The 16,660-nt window shown below is 48.2% G+C and carries 14 protein-coding genes; 5 read left to right on the top strand and 9 right to left on the bottom strand.

Going from position 1 to position 16,660, the window contains the following annotated elements; genetic code table 11:
* The 3 genes from C7460_RS23715 to C7460_RS08465 form a co-directional block, all read left to right on the top strand.
* Positions 1-1,433 (top strand): Ig-like domain-containing protein (locus tag C7460_RS23715; protein ID WP_115867659.1); only part of this gene is annotated, 1,433 nt, incomplete at its 5' end.
* Positions 1,434-1,494: 61 nt separating this feature from the next.
* On the top strand, positions 1,495-3,255 hold the full coding sequence (locus C7460_RS08460) for a polysaccharide lyase family 7 protein (RefSeq protein WP_115867660.1): 1,761 nt from the start codon (positions 1,495-1,497) through the stop codon (positions 3,253-3,255).
* Positions 3,256-3,338: 83 nt separating this feature from the next.
* Entirely contained in the window at positions 3,339-3,692 is a 354-nt protein-coding gene (locus C7460_RS08465) for a DUF1801 domain-containing protein (RefSeq protein ID WP_115867661.1), read from the top strand.
* A 15-nt stretch (positions 3,693-3,707) separates the two neighbouring features.
* On the opposite strand, the gene C7460_RS08470 is transcribed toward C7460_RS08465, so the two are convergent.
* The 3 genes from C7460_RS08470 to C7460_RS08480 form a co-directional block, all read right to left on the bottom strand.
* A complete protein-coding gene (locus tag C7460_RS08470; protein WP_115867662.1) occupies positions 3,708-4,097 on the bottom strand; it encodes a VOC family protein in 390 nt (129 codons plus the stop codon).
* Between the two features lie 45 nt (positions 4,098-4,142).
* Positions 4,143-4,520, bottom strand: a complete 378-nt coding sequence (locus tag C7460_RS08475; RefSeq protein WP_115867663.1) for a GNAT family N-acetyltransferase — start codon at positions 4,518-4,520, stop codon at positions 4,143-4,145.
* A gap of 88 nt (positions 4,521-4,608) precedes the next feature.
* Positions 4,609-5,118, bottom strand: a complete 510-nt coding sequence (locus C7460_RS08480) for a lactoylglutathione lyase family protein (protein WP_115867740.1) — start codon at positions 5,116-5,118, stop codon at positions 4,609-4,611.
* Positions 5,119-5,249: 131 nt separating this feature from the next.
* Here C7460_RS08480 and C7460_RS08485 point away from each other — a divergent pair, with 131 nt between their 5' ends.
* Complete coding sequence (locus C7460_RS08485; protein WP_115867664.1) at positions 5,250-5,579, top strand: winged helix-turn-helix transcriptional regulator; 330 nt, start codon at positions 5,250-5,252, stop codon at positions 5,577-5,579.
* 16 nt (positions 5,580-5,595) lie between these two features.
* On the opposite strand, the gene C7460_RS08490 is transcribed toward C7460_RS08485, so the two are convergent.
* Positions 5,596-6,699: a porin family protein gene (locus C7460_RS08490; protein ID WP_115867665.1), complete on the bottom strand. Its 1,104-nt coding sequence runs from the start codon at positions 6,697-6,699 to the stop codon at positions 5,596-5,598.
* A gap of 238 nt (positions 6,700-6,937) precedes the next feature.
* Here C7460_RS08490 and C7460_RS08495 point away from each other — a divergent pair, with 238 nt between their 5' ends.
* Positions 6,938-7,393, top strand: a complete 456-nt coding sequence (locus tag C7460_RS08495) for a hypothetical protein (RefSeq protein WP_115867666.1) — start codon at positions 6,938-6,940, stop codon at positions 7,391-7,393.
* A 72-nt stretch (positions 7,394-7,465) separates the two neighbouring features.
* Here the strand turns inward: C7460_RS08495 and C7460_RS08500 are convergent, their stop codons facing one another.
* From C7460_RS08500 to C7460_RS08520, 5 genes are read right to left on the bottom strand one after another with little or no spacing between them, the layout of a single operon-like run.
* Positions 7,466-8,992, bottom strand: a complete 1,527-nt coding sequence (locus C7460_RS08500) for a sialate O-acetylesterase (protein ID WP_245986254.1) — start codon at positions 8,990-8,992, stop codon at positions 7,466-7,468.
* Between the two features lie 24 nt (positions 8,993-9,016).
* Positions 9,017-11,122, bottom strand: a complete 2,106-nt coding sequence (locus C7460_RS08505) for a Sip1-related alpha-galactosidase (protein WP_170147941.1) — start codon at positions 11,120-11,122, stop codon at positions 9,017-9,019.
* A 50-nt stretch (positions 11,123-11,172) separates the two neighbouring features.
* Positions 11,173-12,675 (bottom strand): sulfatase family protein, encoded by a 1,503-nt coding sequence (locus C7460_RS08510; protein ID WP_115867669.1) that lies wholly within the window; start codon positions 12,673-12,675, stop codon positions 11,173-11,175.
* Entirely contained in the window at positions 12,676-15,234 is a 2,559-nt protein-coding gene (locus C7460_RS08515; protein WP_245986257.1) for a GH116 family glycosyl-hydrolase, read from the bottom strand.
* 8 nt (positions 15,235-15,242) lie between these two features.
* Complete coding sequence (locus tag C7460_RS08520) at positions 15,243-16,658, bottom strand: sulfatase family protein (protein ID WP_115867671.1); 1,416 nt, start codon at positions 16,656-16,658, stop codon at positions 15,243-15,245.
* Positions 16,659-16,660: the final 2 nt, after the last annotated feature.

The raw sequence follows: 16,660 nt of genomic DNA on the forward strand, positions 1-16,660 counted from the left end.
TGACAGCTCCTTATTCATTTGCCTGGAACAATGTGGCGGCTGGAAGCTACGACCTCACCACAGTAGCCACCGATGACCAGGGCGCTACGGGCACCTCAGCGGTAGTGTCAATAACCGTAAATAGCACATCAAATGCCAACCCTACAACTTCCATCACTGCACCTGCCAATGGAGCAAGTTTCAATGAAGGTGACAACATTACGATCTCCGCAGATGCTACAGACACTGATGGCACTTTAAGCAAAGTGGAGTTCTTCCAGGGGGCCACCAAGCTGGGCGAGGACCTTACAGCTCCTTATTCATTTGCCTGGAACAATGTGGCGGCTGGAAGCTACGACCTCACCACAGTAGCCACCGATGACCAGGGCGCTACGGGCACCTCAGTGGTAGTGTCTATAACCGTAAATAGCACATCAAATGCCAACCCTACAACTTCCATCACTGCACCTGCCAATGGAGCAAGCTTTAATGAAGGTGACAACATCTCGATCTCCGCAGATGCTTCAGACTCTGATGGTACCGTAAGCAAAGTGGAGTTCTTCCAGGGGGCCACCAAGCTGGGCGAGGACCTTACAGCTCCTTATTCATTTACCTGGAACAGTGTAGCTGCTGGAAACTACGACCTCACCACAGTAGCCACTGATGACCAGGGCGCTACGGGCACCTCAGCGGTAGTGTCTGTCACGGTAGCGGCACCTGCATCAGGACTACAGGCTGGTACTATCTATCAAATCACAGCTAGCCACAGTGGTCAATCCATGGAAATCGTAGATGCTAAAACTGATAACGATGCTGAGGCTGTCCAGAATCACTACACCGGAGCCAATCATCAAAAATGGGAACTGGTAGATGCCGGCAGTGGACTGTTTAAGCTCAAGGCCCTTCACAGTAATAAATATTTACAAATAAAGGATGGTAAAAACGATGAAGGCATGGAGGCTGTGCAAAGCTCCAGCAACTCGTCCAATAACCAAAAATGGGACATTGTCGCACTGAGCAATGGAAACTACAAAATTGTCAATCAAAACAGTTTCAAAGCGCTAGGTGTATTGGATGGAAAAACCGATGATGGAGAAAAGGTGGTACAATATACTTACAACGGCAACTCCTCTATGCAATGGTCCTTCACTTCAGTAGGGAGCAGCTCCAAAATCATGACCATTACACCTGATGAAGTCTCAACTACTTTGAGCGTCTTCCCTAATCCGGCCACCCAGTTCATTGCACTGGAAATGAATGTCTCTGAGGTTGCTGCTTTCAGCGGACAACTCCTGTCTCTGGATGGAAAAGTGATTCGTGATCTGAAGCCCGAAACGCTGCATAAAGGAACTCACACCATCACCATCGACCTGAGTGACTTGCAGCAAGGTGTCTATTTCCTAAAAACCTCTATTGGTGACAACCAACTAGCGCATCGAATTCTGAAAAAGTAAAGGAATCGAGACCTAAACAACCAGCTAATCTTAAGTATCAATTTTACCTAAACTAATAACTATGAAGAACAATCCAACCACGATCCGCAGTACTGTCTCACGTAAGAGCTGGCATTACTTGTCATCCCTTTTCTTTGGACTGACTCTACTGATCTGCTGCAGCTTTATAAGTCAGGCGCAGACCTACAATGCACCTTATGACATCCCGAGGTTTCAGGATTTTATAGGGGAGTGCAAACTTCAAGCTCCTACGAGTTCTACAGAAGCCACCAACTCAGAGCTGAAAGCCGGCTACACATCCAGCTGGTTTTATGTAGTCAATGGTGATAAGGTAGCCTTTAACCAGTCTGGCTCCAAGCAGCGCACAGAACTTCGTGATCTACGCAATTGGGACCTTACCCAGGCTGATCAGTCGCTGTTCGGCAAAATCGACATTGTGCAGCAAACCTGTGATCAGGTGACGGTGATGCAGATTCACGATGATGCCAATGCAGGGAGTGGCCCAAACAAGCCACTGCTACGGATCTACAAGCACAACGCCAAGTCACCCACCAACCACATCTGGGCGGCAATTAAAACTGACAATGGAGGGTCTAACACCACCCACATCGATCTGGGTGCCGACCCGGGTGGATATTTTACTTGCCATGTAAAGTTGGAAAACGGCCGCATGATCATCGATTATGAAGGTGTAGAAAAAGTGAACATGGACGTTTCCTTTTGGGATTTCCCCAGCTACTGGAAGGCAGGCGTATATCTGCAGGACGATGGAGAAGCCACCGCTCATTTTGATGAGCTGCACACGGGCACTCCCTCCTCACCTTCAGACTACACGCTGACTACCAGCACGGTAGGCAATGGCACCATCAGCCTCAACCCCGGAGGAGGCACCTACTCGCCGGGCACCACAGTATCTCTTACTGCCAATCCCGCGTCGGGTTACCAGTTTGATCACTGGAGCGGTGATGCCAGCGGCACATCGGCTACTACTTCGGTGGTGATGGATGCCAACAAATCCGTAACGGCACACTTTGTATCTACGGGTGGCAGCATCCAGATCAGCTATGATGATTTTGAAAATGGCTGGGGCAGCTTCTCTGATGGTGGTAGCGATGCTTCCAGGTATACCGGAGGCAACTACGCTTACGGTGGGGATGCCGCTATCAACATTCAGGACAACAGCTCATCGTCTGTAATGACCTACACTAACAGTGTGGATATCAGCAGCTATTCTTCGCTCACTGTAGACTTTGCCTTCTACCCACGATCTATGGAAAACGGGGAAGATTTTTGGCTGCAGCTCTATGACGGCTCCAGTTATACCACTGTGGGCTCCTGGGCACGCGGCACTGACTTTCAAAACAACAACTTCTATACGGTGAGCGTAACGGTAGATCCTTCTATTGTGAACTTTGCTTCCAACATGAAGGTGCGCTTCAGGTGCGATGCATCAGGAAATGCTGACGATGTATACATCGACAATGTAGAAGTAACGGCCAATGGAAGTGGCAGCCGTACGAGCGGTTCGAGTATTGAGTGGATGGGACGGCTGGAGACTGAGTCTCTCGAGCCTCAGGCGCTAAGCATTAATGCTTTCCCTAATCCCTTTGCGGAGCAGCTAAACATCCAAATAGCGGGAGAAAATACTAAACCAGCACTCTTGCGTATTTATAGCATGGATGGCAAATTGGCCTACAGTAAATCAATAACTCCCAGCCAGGATGGCGTCAATATTACCACCGACCATTTAAAGTCAGGAATGTATTTGATACACCTACAGCAGGGAGTGAAAAAAGCTTCGTTCCGAATACTTAAACAATAGTTCCAAATAAGTTAGAGAGGGTGCTGTCCTGAAGTAATCAGCGGTGATGACAGCACCCTCTTTTTATGTGATACCTTTGCGGTATGTCGCCGAAAGATCCCTCTGCTTTTTATCTTGCTCAACCTGAACCAAATCAAAGCTGCTTTTTGGCCCTACGCCAACTACTCTTAAATTTTCACCACGAAATCAGCGAATGCACCAAATACGGCATGCCTTGTTTTTGCCTAAGACAAAAAGCCTGGTGCTACTTGTGGCACGACAAGAAAACTCAACAGCCGTACCTACTATTGGTAGATGGTCAGCAGCTCAATCATCCCCTCCTGGAGCGTGGAAACCGCGCTCGCATGAAGATATTCAACATCAACCCGACTGAAGACCTCCCGGTGGATTCCCTCGCCCAAATCCTCAATGAAGCTTTAGCAGTTCGCAATAGGTGACCGGATGCTCATAAATCAGGCTAGACCAAAAGTGTGATCTGCTGAAGCAGTAATGTAATAACCATCCGGATCTCGAAATGAAAACTCTTCTATTCCAGAGTTTGGATTCAAATGCACCTCCTCAACTACAGGGAACCCCAGTTTTTCCATTCTCGCACGAATTGCATGCATCTGCGGTGTCCGAAAATAAAGAATCAGCCCGTTTCCAGGAGTATCTGATGGTGCTCGTAGGGTCGGGTGCTCATGCGTTCCCCATTTGTGCAAGCAGAGCATCACCTCACTACCTTGTTGGGTAAGCACCTCAAATTCTTCACCTCCATGGCGAGCCTTCCACTGAAAAACCTGCTCGTACCACATAGCACTAGCACGCACATCTTTCACTCCAATGACCAGGTCTGGTTTCATAGTCTGCTATTCAAATGAAAATCAAACATAGCACTTTAGAATCGCCTATCCCACCTTATAAACAGACCCCTCTCGCACGTAGCCTAGTTTTTCATAGTAAGTGTCCACATCTGAGAGCACATAAACGTCCGTCTCTGGAAAGCTCAAATGGACATGTTCCAGCAACTGCCGTCCAATGCCATGGCCTCTAAAACGAGGAGCCACCAGCAAGTCTATAACCCATACGTAGATGCCATGATCCAAAATGGCCCTTACGTATCCACCACATGCACCCTGACAATACGCCACATAGGTGGATGATCCCGCCAGAGCCTGCTGATAACCCGGCTTCAGGTAGTCTTTCCATTCGTCACCTTCAGACCTAAACAGCTCCTTTAGCGGCTCATAATCTACATCGCTATACGCCTTGATTTCAGCTTTCATGGCTTTAAAATCTTTATAAGTCACACTTTACTCCACCCTTAATTTACTCATTTCACCTGTTGCAGCCAGATGCTAAGCGTGGCGTGCACTATTGATGCTGATAGGCACCGGACGAATAAGTCAGCTCGTAGCTATGGGTATAGATTTCAAAGACGATTCCGAAAGGGTCTTCTACATAAACCATTTTAAACGGTTTTTCCCCAGGGTAATATTCCCTGATAGGCATGCGCTGCTTACCACCAGCCTTCACAATGCGCTCTGTCAACCCTTCGATATCCGGATCTTGCACGCAGAAATGAAACAAGCCCGTCTGAAATGGATTGAATGCCGGGGTCTCTTTGGGTGTTTCTGGAAATGAAAAAAGTTCTACACCTATACCATCAGATGTAGCTAGATGTGCTATCTCAAAAGTTTCCCAATTTTCTCCGAATACATCAATACACATTTGTCCGATGGCTGTCTCCCGTTCCTTTTTCACCTCATTAGGCTCCATAATGAGGTACCACCCCATTGTTTCTGTATAAAATGCTACGGCTTTTTGTATATCAGGAACGGTAATTCCGATATGTGAAAATGATTTTGGATATTGCTTGTTCATCGTCTTTAGTTTATTTGATTTTACCACCTATACGGTAGCCAAAGCCAAAAAGATAGTACCCTACCCGTATGTTACATGGTTACCAAAAGGTGTTAATTGATGATTGTCAGCAACAACAGCATGCTAAAAAAATGAAAGAAAAATTTATTTGTCCACTGCATTACACGATGGAGCTGATTGGAAGCAAATGGAAACCCTTGCTGTTGTTTCACCTACTGAGTGGGCCACTGAGAGCAGGGGAATTGCAGCAATCAATCAGTGGTATTTCCAATAAAATGTTCACCCAAAACATCCGCGAACTGGAGCGTGATGGACTGGTGGAGCGTACCGTTTTTGCAGAAGTACCTCCACGGGTAGAGTACATGCTTACCAATCGAGGGAAATCGCTTGAACACATACTCAGACAAATGGACGAGTGGGGAGCCGAAGAGCTCAAGTCATTTGCTTCAGGGGATAAATAATAAACTCAATACCTTCTCAAAACGAATAGCTCAGCAACACTGCCAACTGGTTCTTTCCAAAATAGCTTTGGCTGCCAGGGTATTTGGTAAACCGAACCTCTGCAGAGATCAGGTTGCGTACCGACACATAGCGCTGTACACCGATCCCCATGGATGCTCCCGCCATCAAATTCGCCACATGAGCTACGTCTGACTCATGCACACTCCCACTGGGGGAGACTTCCTTTAGGTAAGTTTCATTTGCGAGGTGATAAGCAACAGCGCCTCCAAAATTGAGAAACGGTCTCCAATTGTTGGTCTGTAACGTATAGCGCAACAGTACAGGTAGCTCCACTGTCGTATGAGTCATCTTCATAGACAAATCATACTGCCCGGTCACTGCTGAAGCCTCCACTTCAGCTTTTGAGAAAAATAAGCCCGTGTAGAAAGAATAAGCGTTTCGTATAGGCATGTCTGCAAACGCACCAAAAACAACACCCTGAGCAGGGTCGAAAACAAGGTTTTTTAGCTGACTATTGGAAAGCTGACTGGTGGCCATATTGAAGGATACCGAATGGCTGGATTGTGCGAAACCTGCAGTTACTCCCATTCGGGGGAAATTTAACCGGCGATTTTCACCATCGTTGTACATGTCCAGCAGCTGCTCCATGGATTTGGTGCGAAAAGCTACCAGTTCGTGTTGGCCATACGCCCAATCAAAATCTGCAGTATAGTCCATTAGTAATTGCCTGTAATTGTCTTCTGTTAGCATTACCAGTTCAGAGCTATCAGAACTAAGGTAAAACTTTCGACTCCCTGGCTCCTGATAGCTATACAAGGTCAGTCCGCCGTGTGTAAGCCGTTCTAAGAAAACAGGCCTGATTTCACCTCTTAGCTCTATTTCCCTGGATACATAGACGGTACCATCCTTGAGCCCATACTGCGTAAGCTGATGCGGCAGGTAAGTCACAGGCCTTCCCTGCTTGATTCTGGTTATATAATGAGCGTTTTCACTATCGGTTCCTGCCACCAGTTTTACTCCAGACACTAAAGAGGTATCCGTGGCAATGAAGCCACGCTTTTGCGCCTCGGCCAGTACCGTTAGACATGCAAAAACAACAAGCAATACATATCGACTCATGGGGTTATGCGGAATTTGAATCTTAAAAATGAAACTGGAAAAAGTGTGGCTAATTTATAGTTAGGTGCGAACTCACACAAACAAGCAGGGTGTTTATTCTTGAAAACCCACCTGCAATGGCCTTTCTGACAGGTTTGAACAATCCCTCCCCTTTCAATAAAACACCATCCACCCTACCTATGTCCACCAACCGCATACTTTTGATGTATAATCCTTTATTCATAAAACCTTAACTAGTATGCTAAAAAACAGAATTTATACCCTTAGCCTTTGCCTACTCCTTTCATTGTTTTTCGCCAGCTGCGGCAGCAGCAGCGATGACCCAAAAACTGCACAGGAGTTGACTATTGAAGCGCTACAAGGTACATGGACGTTGGACGCATCTCAGTCTGTATTTGCCAATACCGGACTGGATGGTTCCGACCTGACGGTAAACATTAGTGAGACTGGTTTCACCTTATCTGGAAGCATTACCAGTTATGTGAGCGGCGGCACTTATACGGTTTCTGAGGCTGGAGCACTGGCTGATCTGGCGGTGGCCCTGGAGTCTGCTGATCTTGAGCTAAGTGGCAACCCTTCTATTCAGATCAATGATGCGCTAACGCAAATCACTGTTGCTTTTTCTACCAAGCAAGCCGACAGCCGTGTAGCGGGTCTTGGTGAGTTTAAGTTTGTCTTTGTAAAATCAGAATAAGTAACAAGCTCGTCTCATGGTGACTAATTACACCATGAGACACTTTATTCTACCTTCCCTCTCCACCTGGAGTTACTGTCCCCACTCCCCATCATCTGTCCGAAAAGGATATACCGGAAGTCCGTATTCATTGACCAGGTTAACCTTCGGCTTACCTGCAAAGGCATACCTTACATACTTAGGCGAGCCTATTTCAGTAGCAGATAAGACCACACGATTTCCTTCAATTTTTGCCTGGGCCTCTACCCAGTTCTTACTTTCATCAGCTATCCAAAAACCAGAAGGTTTTCTTCCATTGGTTGTTTTCAGCCTATTGGCATCATCAAAATAAACGACCAATTGCCCTTCACGCTGTTCTACTTTTTGCATCACCGGCCCATCAGCCGGCACTTTCAGGTTAAGCGCGCGTTTGGCTGCCAGCAATGCCCCACGCTGCCCAATCGGCAATTTATCAGCCGGGTGAATATCTAGCGCTTCACCCAGGTCAATGGTATTGATCAATGAAGTGTTGGGCAGCTCCAGCACTTTGCTTTGAGACTCCCTCATCCAGGCCCACGATGGCTCGGTAGGACTCTCTGGATCGATCTCCTTTTTCGCTTCTGTTCCTTTCCCAAAGCCAGGCAGCATCACCACCAGAAAATGCATTTGCTCATCAGCCCATCGCTGACGGTAGGTTTGCACCCATTTTTTGAGCACATCTCCATACTCTTCCATGCCACACACGCGGTGAAACCAGTTTTTTTCATCTACCTCCGGCATCCCCGACAGATAGCGGGTGTTGCGCTCGCCCTGACACCAAACCAGCCCCCTGTTGGCAAATGGAATCAGTGGATGCATCATGGCATTGTACAGAATATTGGGCTGGCGGCGTAAAAACACATCTTCCTTGCCCGTACGGCTTTTGCCTTTGGCAACGATTTCCTGCACCCTTTTGGCTGTAGCCGTGTCTGCATCAAACTCCTCCATAATGGTCTTAAAGTGCGGAACCTCCCCGGTCATGCTGCGTGGCATCCACGCCTCTATAGACGAACTTCCCCAGGCAGTAAGAACGATGCCCACGGGCACCTCCGCCAACTCCTGAAGGAAATAAGCAAACGAAAAGGCCACTGCACTCGATGGATGAATCTCCTGCCACTGCCCGATCACTTTTTCCTGCTCCTGGAGACCAACCGTACGAGTCACCTCAAAAGTCCGGATGTTCTGGGCGTAGGGAATCAACCCTCGCACTTCGGGAGACTTATTCGCATTAAACTGCATATTGGACTGCCCGGAACAGATCCAAACCTCTCCCACCAATACATCAGAAATGACCACTTCCTGCCTGCCTGAGACCACCAAATCCCTGCCTTCCAGGGATGCTTTCATAGGGCTCAACCGAACCATCCATCTACCGTCTTTTCCAGCTTTGGTCTTTAGCGTTTGTCCTGCAAAAGAAACCGTTACCTTCTCTCGAGGGGCTGATTTGCCCCAAACAGGAACTTCCTTTTCTCGCTGCAAGACCATGTGATCGGTAAAAATAGATGCCACTTCAAGCTCCTGGCCCAGCGATGTGAATGCCAGAGCGAGCAAGATCACGTAACTTATCGTTTGTTTCATCATTGGAGTATTTTCTAAAATTATAATCTATTGGGTAATGGTATAGCGCAATGCATCTACTGTGTCCAAAGGAGTGCCTTTCCAAAGTCCGTTACCCACCGCCTCAAAGGTCAGCTGCTCAGATACAGGCACTTTGTCCTTCGCCCAGATCAGCACCGGGCCTGCTTCTTCTACATCGATCACTACACGGTCCGCTGAGATGCTTTGTAGTGTATAGCTACTGGCTCCCAGGTATTTGTCTGCCCGCCCGATGATGGACCATCCTTTTTGTATAGGGCTCAGCTGCACCAGTTTTTCTTGTCGGGTGCCCAGGCTGAAAGTATATTCACCATTGAGCATTTGAGCTTTTTGCTCGAAGTAGTCATATAGCAGCAAACCTTCGGCTGGAATCTCCCATTTCCCTTCATAGGGCTGAAGCATGCCTGAGGCATGGGTGTAGTCCTCAACCATAAAGCTGGCTTGCACTTCTGTATCGCGATTGAGGTTAAAAGCCAGGATAACTGCCGACTGATTTTTCAGCGGGGCAATAACCCGAAAAGCCTCACCTCCTGTATAAGGATCCTGCATCAGCGTTTCCGGTAGCGGTACTGCCGGGGCAAGTGTGCCTAAAAGCCTACCATCTTCATACATCAATGGTTTCAGGTAAGTATCATCGATGTTTTTGGTTTCGTCAGAGAGGTACACAGGCCCACCCGATACAGCCCGCGCCACTGCCATGAGTCGGGCCGTTTCCTTAAAACTGGTATGAAACATGTCCTGATCGGTCCAGTGCACATGCCCCAGCCAAAGCGCATTGGTGAAATTTTGCGCAAGGGTAAGGTCTACCCGATCCAGGTCGTTTTTATAATCTACACTCGAGCGAATCACCGAAGAGTAGGTCTGATGAAAAACGTTGAAATTTTGCATGGCTATGCAATTGATCATGTGGAGGCCCTTCGCCTTTACCTGCTCCTCTAGTGCTTTTTGGTTTTGATATACCGCTCTTATGGCATTGGATTTTCCGCTGTTGTATCGCCAGTTGTCCGACTGAAAATCCACCTTGATGATATCAAAGCCATTGTCATAAGTATCATTGATCATTTTTTCATAAAACTGATCCGAAGCAGCTTGTGATACTTTAGTGGTGAGTAGAGATCTTTTCCGTGACTGCCACATACTCTCTTCCAGCTGAGGTGCCAGCTCGGTCATGGTATGATCGGGAGATATTCCGCCCATGTAGCCATTGAAATTCCTCCAGATACCGAGCCATTTCACTTTGTCATCTTTCAGTTGGGTGATCGGCCCCCAGCCATTGGGAAATTTCTTTTCATCCACACCGAAAGAAAGCAGCTGCCCTTTATGCTGATGTAGATAGCCATCGTCCACCATCACCCAGCGGATGGGCAAATCACTTTGCTGAATATCTTTAATGGAGTTGGCAATGATGTCCTCATTGATTTTTTGTCTAAAATGCTCCCATGAGCACCAGCCCAGGTATTGGAAAGGTTCCGGGAAAGTTTTGTCACTTCGCCAGTTGATCTGACCTGCCAAAACGGGATGACTTTTGGCCAGCTCCCATACCCGACGTGTCGCTGCATAGGGACTTTCATCTTCGGCATACGCCAAAAGCGGGATTTCGATATCCACCGTATCTGTCCCGTAAGTAGCCGTTTGAAGGTAAAAAGCGCTATCCTTCACCGAAAAGGTGTTGCCCACCTCCTTAGATACCAGCGGCATCACTGCCAAAAACTGACCATTGGTTTTTCTCAGTAGCATAAACGCCCCGAACTGCATATTGTCATCCTCACGAGGCCTCTTGAGCTCATAGTTTTGTAGCTCCGCAGGGCTGCTAAACCACAGCGCCTCCATTCGATTGCCAGAGGCCACTCGATCAGAAAACGGACGGTAGTACATCCCTTTTTCGTAAGCGGGAAGCTTAATGGGAATTGTCGCGATCACCCCAACAGAGTCGGGAGTAAATTCCTGCTTGTTAATGGAAAAAATGCCTTCTCTGGAAACCTCGTTCACCGCCAATAGCGAAGGAATTTGATCAAAGTTCCCAACTTCATTTGCTTGTAAGGCCTGCTCTTTTTTTACTTCACAGGCAAGCAAGAATGCTGTGAGTAAGGTGATGAAGTGAACGTATTTTCTCATTGTAAATTCGGTTTTTCTCTTTTTGTTGAGCAATAACATCATTCGGAGTTCTAGTTCGGAGCTCCACTCTTCCAAAGTGTGATTTCTTCTAAGTCGTTATCTGATAAAATGCCTCGCCTGGTGTGCCCCATGGCTATATCTGACTTCAGGTCCTTCAGTAGTTTGTCTACCACTTCCGGCCTGGATTCAAACAGGTTTTTCGTCTCTCCAGGATCAGCATAGAGGTCGTAAAGCTGTGCTGCTGGCGCGTCTTCTGGCATGTCTTTCTCACGAGGTGCTGTCCACCCTCCCGAACCTTTGGCCAACAAGAGTTTCCACTTGCCCTGACGATACGCAAAATGCCCGCTGATCGAATGGTGGATAACACCTTTCCTTTCCGACTCAATTGGCTTTCCGTAAAGCGCTGGCAAGAAACTAAAACTATCCTCAGCCCCGGTGGCGGGAAGCTCCGTCTGCGTGATATCAGCCACGGTAGCAAAAAGATCGGTAAGGCAAATCAATTCATCAGACACTGATCCAGCCTGCACTTTTCCGGGCCAACTCACAATGAAAGGCACTCTGTGACCACCGTCCCAAAGGTCGGCCTTCGATCCGCGCATGTGTGCGCTGACCAAATGGCCCTGCTGGGCCAGCTCCGGGATGCCGGCAGCTTTTGAGCAGCCATTGTCACTGGTAAAAATGATCAGCGTGTTTTCATCCAGCCCGTTGGCTTCCAGCGCCTTCACCACCTCACCGATTACGTTATCCGTTTCCATCACAAAATCACCGTACTTACCCAACCCGCTTTTGCCTTGCCACGCAGCTGATGGCACAATCGGTGTATGGGGTGATCCCAAAGGCAAATACAAGAAAAATGGCGTGTCTTTGTCTTTAGCCCGTTCGTGGATATAAGCTACTGACTTCCGCGTGAGTGTTGGGAGCATGTTGATCTCCGGCTCATGGCTGATCACCCGGGTGTTTTCGATCACCTCTTGCATGCTCCCGGCATGGTGAAACCCATAGTAATAATCAAACCCACGCGTCAAAGGGCCATCCAGTATCTCTGTTCCAACCGGTGCTTTAAACGGTTTCCTTTTTGGTTTTTCCAAAAACTGGCCGGTCTCAGGATCCTGGTATTGAAAATTAAGGTGCCACTTGCCAAGGATTGCGGTATGATAACCGAGCTCCTTTAGGTGACTGGCCACTGTGGCTCTCTCGGGCGCGATCAGGTTGTCTGCATAGCCCTGCACCACGCCTCTCTGTAGCCTGGTTCGCCAGCTGTAACGACCCGTCAGCACACCATAACGCGTGGGTGTGCATACGGATGAGCCGGAGTGTGCATCTGTAAAAACCATCCCAGCGCCGGCTAACTGGTCTGCGTGTGGCGTAGAAATCCTGGAAGTCTCAGGAGCCAGCGCATGCACATCGCCATAGCCCAGGTCATCACAAATGATGTAAATGATATTAGGGTGACGGGGGGAGTCACACGAAACGAATGCTAGACTCAGGATAAGCAATACAACATTGAGTGTAAATACCTGCAAATAATTGATCTTCACCTTCGTTGGTAGCATTTATCCTTTTTTAATGGTGAAAGTCACCGGTTCATCCTGATTGAAGGCCTTTGCCTTTTTAAATCTCACCGTGCCAAACCCGTCCAGTTCGAAGGACTTCAGATTCATTTTGCCATTGAGTAGGGAAAGCGTAACCTCTTTTTTGGAATCCTTTCCAGCTATTTTCACTGTTCCGAATTGATAGCCATTGGACCAGAAGTACGTGCCCGGCTCGGAAGTAATCGACATGGACTTGTCTACGGCCGAATAATGGAATTTTGTAGTAGCCAGCACGGCTCCCCATGCCATCATGCTGCGGGCGTAGTGATTCCCATACTCTGCTTCATTAAATGGGTTTCGCTTGTGGCCATCATAGCGATCTCGAATATCCGAAATGGTTTTGAGTCCGGCTTCCGTTTGGTCTTCATAAAGCATACCCACCGCTGCGGTATGCTCAAATCCGGTCATTACTTCCGTAAAATAAGGGAAAGGCTGCTTCGGTCGCTCTTTGGGGTAAGCTGCCATGAGTAGCGCTGATTCATCGCCATAGGCATAGGAGCGCATGAAATTTGGATGCTTTGTCAAGCTTTCACGGTAGTTGTACTTCAGAATAGCTTCGTTGGTCTTTGCTATGTGAGATTCCTCAGCCAAATAGCCCAAATCAAGGATATGAGCCATCACCTGCCCTACCAGCTGATCTACCAACACCCCTTCTCCGAGCTGATACTGCGGATCATCTGGAACCAGCCTTCTTTTCACCCGAATCAGTCCATCGGCGATACTGTCCAGCGACATGGGAGGCACGATTTGCTGGATGTAATATTCTCCATTGAACAAATTTTCATCCATCCATGCCGACCCACTTTCATACAGTGACCGGCAAGTATTGGCAAATGATTCGTCTCCGAGGTAGCGGGACATCTCTTCACAGGCTCTGAGCGCACCGAGGTACCAAAAGCCCATCTGTGGATTGGGTCCGTAGTACTCTACGTCCATGGTGTTGTGCTGGGCACCTTCCATGATACCATCTTTGTCCGGGTCCCAGCCGTTTTTGATCCAGCAAAACTCCAGCGCCCGTTTTACTTTGCCCCAGTTTTGTTTCAGAAAATCATCATCACCCGAAAGCTGCCACTCTCTGTAGTACTGCATAATACTGCCGGTCTGCCCATCAGCAGCACCCAGTTTAAAACTGGTTCCCTTGGTAGCCAATGGCAAATCGATGCGGTAGTTCATCATGCCCCGGTCATCCAGTGCATAACCAAACTCTACCTCGCGCATATTTTTAGCTACTTCCCCGAAGAGGAAAGGAACGGTTTGTTCGTAGTTCCAAACGTGTGTACAGGTACCAGTCCCACTCCCCCGGTCATCTCTGGTTCCTTCCCAACCATGATAGTATCCAAACTTCGTTTTGAAAAAGAGCTGAGTGCGCAAATGCGCCAGGTTAAACAGTGCCGCTTCTTTGACTACCTGAGGAATGTCACTATTCACAAAAGCATTGACGAAAGAAGTGGTCTGCTGCTCCAATTCGGGAAGTCTCGGAATCACCTGACGGGCCACATCCCATGAGTCTTCAAATCTGGTCGTGTAGTAGTTGCCCACGTTTCCTTTATTGGTCCAGTTGGGACGGTTAGGGAAATGCCAGGTCAGGTAAAAGCGAAACGTTTTTTCTTCATTGGCTTCCAGGGTGGTTTTTAGGGCCAGTGAGCCCATTGGCCGGTCACTATTCGATGTTCGGTCACCGAGCATGCCATCATCGGTAAAATCATCCCAAAACTCCACAGTGCTGTTACCCCATTCTCCCGGCTTCCAGTCCGTGCGATAAGAAAACTCCCCCTCAGCATCAGTAGTCAGGCTAAAGGTGCCCCACTGCATGCTCTTCTGATCTACGCTATCCGAAACAAAGTGAATCCCTCTGATTCCGTCTTCTTCTCGATAGATATTCCTATTGCTTTTCGCCTTTCCTTCTACCCCATCTTCTCCAATAAAATTGGGAATGTTTCCTACCAATGAAATGGTTAGTGGCTTGTTGCTCACGTTTTTGACCTTGTAAGTAAGAATAGCGATGGGCAGGCTACTATCGTCCACATTTCCCGGGATGAGCGGATTGAACGCTTCCACACTAACGGCTACCGGAACCTCCTCGTCTTTTAGGTTTACCCGTCCGAAAGGATAGGCGGTCTCAAAAATTGCTTCATCGAATCTCGGCAAACCGTGATTGGCAGCTGTGGAGCCATAATAGCCTTCGTCATAACGCACAGGTATCGGGCCTTCCATGGCCAGGGCCTGTCCTGCTTTGTTTTCCTCTTTGAAGTATATCGCAAAAAAAGGTGCACGCTTCAAGACACCTAGACCCATTTGTGGATTATACCCTTTGGCCGGGCGGCTCATGATCTCCCAGTCCTCAATGGCACCACGCCCCGTAAGAGAAACCGTACCCGTACCAATCCCTCCAATCGGCATGGCAATCCGATCAAGGTGCTCCCGGTCATAGGTTTTCAGGACCGGCCAATTTTCTGACTGTTGGCCATACAGCAGCTGCGAAAGAGTAAAAAGAGAACAAAATGTTATGATCGATTTCAACTTCATCTTTATTTTAAAGTAAGAGGCCTGGGACTATCCACCACCCCAACAGGTCGTGCGTTTGCAGTGATTTCTTTGTCAAATTTTTGCATGGCGGCTTTGAGCTGCGTCACAATTTCTGGATGCTGATCGGCAAGGTTTTGCGTTTCAGAAGTATCCGATTTCAGGTTGTACAGCGCTTCCTTGCCATTTACTATTCTAAGTTTCCAATCTTTCCAGCGTACGGCTTCCAGTGTTCCCCAATGCGAATAGAAAAAATACTCGTGAGGACTTGACTCCCCTGCCGTGAGAACTGGGAAAATATCCTTCCCGTCGATGATCCGATCATTGGGCACCTCAGCGCCCATGAGACCTGCAAAAGTGGGCAGCAAGTCCATTGCGGTGATCAGTTCATCGGTATCACTTCCGGCCTTGATGCCCTTGGGCCAGCGAATCACCGTGGGCATACGCATACCACCTTCCAGGGTACTTCCTTTGCCACCTGATAAGGGACGAAGCGAATTTTTTCTATGCCGGCCAGCTCCATTATCACTGGTGAAAAGCACGATGGTATTTTCATCAATGCCATGCTTTTTGAGAGCCGAAAGGATTTGACCTACCGACCAGTCAATCTCATGAATAGCCGTCTCGTATATTTTTGATGAGGCCTCTACCCCATTGGCGAGGGCTTCAGCATAAGCTTTTTTGATTTCCGCGGAAGCCGCCACCGGACCATGAGGTATAGGATGTGGCACGTACAAAAAAAAGTTTTCGTCTTGATGCTCCTCGATAAACTGTACTGCTCGTTCGGTTATCCTTCGCGTGAGGTAATCCGCATCAGGATCCAATTCAATCACTTCCTCGCCTTCCAGCAACGGCAATGGAGGGAAATTGAAGTACTCCTGTCTTTTGTGTCTGGGCATGATATCATGGCTATAAGGAAGCCCAAAGAATTCATCAAACCCCTGGCGGGTAGGTAAAAACTCCGGTTGATCTCCCAAATGCCATTTCCCAAACATCCCGGTTCGGTAACCAGCAGATTTTGCAATCTCGGCGATGGTAATTTCGTCTGGATGCAGCCCATGGCCATCTGCTGCGAGACAAACTGGAAAACGCTTGCCTTCCGGGACATGGGGCAAAGCCACCACCCTGCTTGAGGGCGGCTCCATGCTGACGCGTCTGGGATAACACCCCGTCATCAGCGCTGCTCGTGAAGGAGTACACAGGGGTGCGGCTACATAAAAACTCGTCAGTCGAGCTCCTTCCTTTGCCATTTGGTCTATGTGGGGAGTGTAGACGTGATCGCCACCAAAGCAACCAAGGTCTGCATAGCCCTGATCATCTGTGAAGATGATGACGATGTTGGGGCGGTCTTCTTTCGGCGTACAACCCGCATTTACTACGAAAGAAACAATGATTAAAAAAGCAATTCTGACATATTTCATGG

The sequence above is a fragment of the Marinoscillum furvescens DSM 4134 genome (assembly GCF_003386095.1).
GTDB classification, from domain to species: domain Bacteria; phylum Bacteroidota; class Bacteroidia; order Cytophagales; family Cyclobacteriaceae; genus Marinoscillum; species Marinoscillum furvescens.

Coding starts and splice junctions, on each gene's coding strand:
- C7460_RS08465 (WP_115867661.1), top strand. CDS start 3,339: ATGTCGCCGAAAGATCCCTCTGCTTTTTATCTTGCTCAACCTGAACCA.
- C7460_RS08480 (WP_115867740.1), bottom strand. CDS start 5,118: ATGAACAAGCAATATCCAAAATCATTTTCACATATCGGAATTACCGTT.
- C7460_RS08495 (WP_115867666.1), top strand. CDS start 6,938: ATGCTAAAAAACAGAATTTATACCCTTAGCCTTTGCCTACTCCTTTCA.
- C7460_RS08510 (WP_115867669.1), bottom strand. CDS start 12,675: ATGCTACCAACGAAGGTGAAGATCAATTATTTGCAGGTATTTACACTC.
- C7460_RS08505 (WP_170147941.1), bottom strand. CDS start 11,122: ATGAGAAAATACGTTCACTTCATCACCTTACTCACAGCATTCTTGCTT.
- C7460_RS08500 (WP_245986254.1), bottom strand. CDS start 8,992: ATGATGAAACAAACGATAAGTTACGTGATCTTGCTCGCTCTGGCATTC.
- C7460_RS08475 (WP_115867663.1), bottom strand. CDS start 4,520: ATGAAAGCTGAAATCAAGGCGTATAGCGATGTAGATTATGAGCCGCTA.
- C7460_RS08520 (WP_115867671.1), bottom strand. CDS start 16,658: ATGAAATATGTCAGAATTGCTTTTTTAATCATTGTTTCTTTCGTAGTA.
- C7460_RS08470 (WP_115867662.1), bottom strand. CDS start 4,097: ATGAAACCAGACCTGGTCATTGGAGTGAAAGATGTGCGTGCTAGTGCT.
- C7460_RS08460 (WP_115867660.1), top strand. CDS start 1,495: ATGAAGAACAATCCAACCACGATCCGCAGTACTGTCTCACGTAAGAGC.
- C7460_RS08485 (WP_115867664.1), top strand. CDS start 5,250: ATGAAAGAAAAATTTATTTGTCCACTGCATTACACGATGGAGCTGATT.
- C7460_RS08490 (WP_115867665.1), bottom strand. CDS start 6,699: ATGAGTCGATATGTATTGCTTGTTGTTTTTGCATGTCTAACGGTACTG.